Source organism: Halomonas borealis (genome assembly GCF_004798905.1).
Taxonomy (GTDB): Bacteria; Pseudomonadota; Gammaproteobacteria; order Pseudomonadales; family Halomonadaceae; genus Halomonas; species Halomonas borealis.
This window is the reverse complement of the sequence record NZ_SDMO01000140.1, coordinates 1-237: the sequence shown is the minus strand read 5'-3', so window position 1 is coordinate 237 and position 237 is coordinate 1. Positions and strand designations below refer to the sequence as shown.

Below are 237 nucleotides of genomic sequence, written 5' to 3'. Positions count from 1 at the left end.
GTGAAGACATCTTTAAGTTGTTGTGTTGAGAGATTATCAATGTTAATATCTTTATTTACAATTGGAGCAAAACCAACGACAGCTACTTTATGGTCGTTCAATTTAGAAGCATCAATTCCTGATTTTTCTTCTGCAAAGATGTCAGAGTTGCCGATTTGGAAGGTTCCTGTTGAGACCTGAGTCAAACCTACACCGGATCCACCACCTTGTACAGTGATTTGAACTTCTGGTTTTTTA

General features: G+C 37.6%; 1 protein-coding gene. It reads right to left on the bottom strand.

Annotation, left to right across the window (positions count from 1 at the left end):
* A partial coding sequence (locus ETC07_RS16445) for a substrate-binding domain-containing protein (protein WP_205742588.1) occupies positions 1–237 on the bottom strand: 237 nt, incomplete at both ends.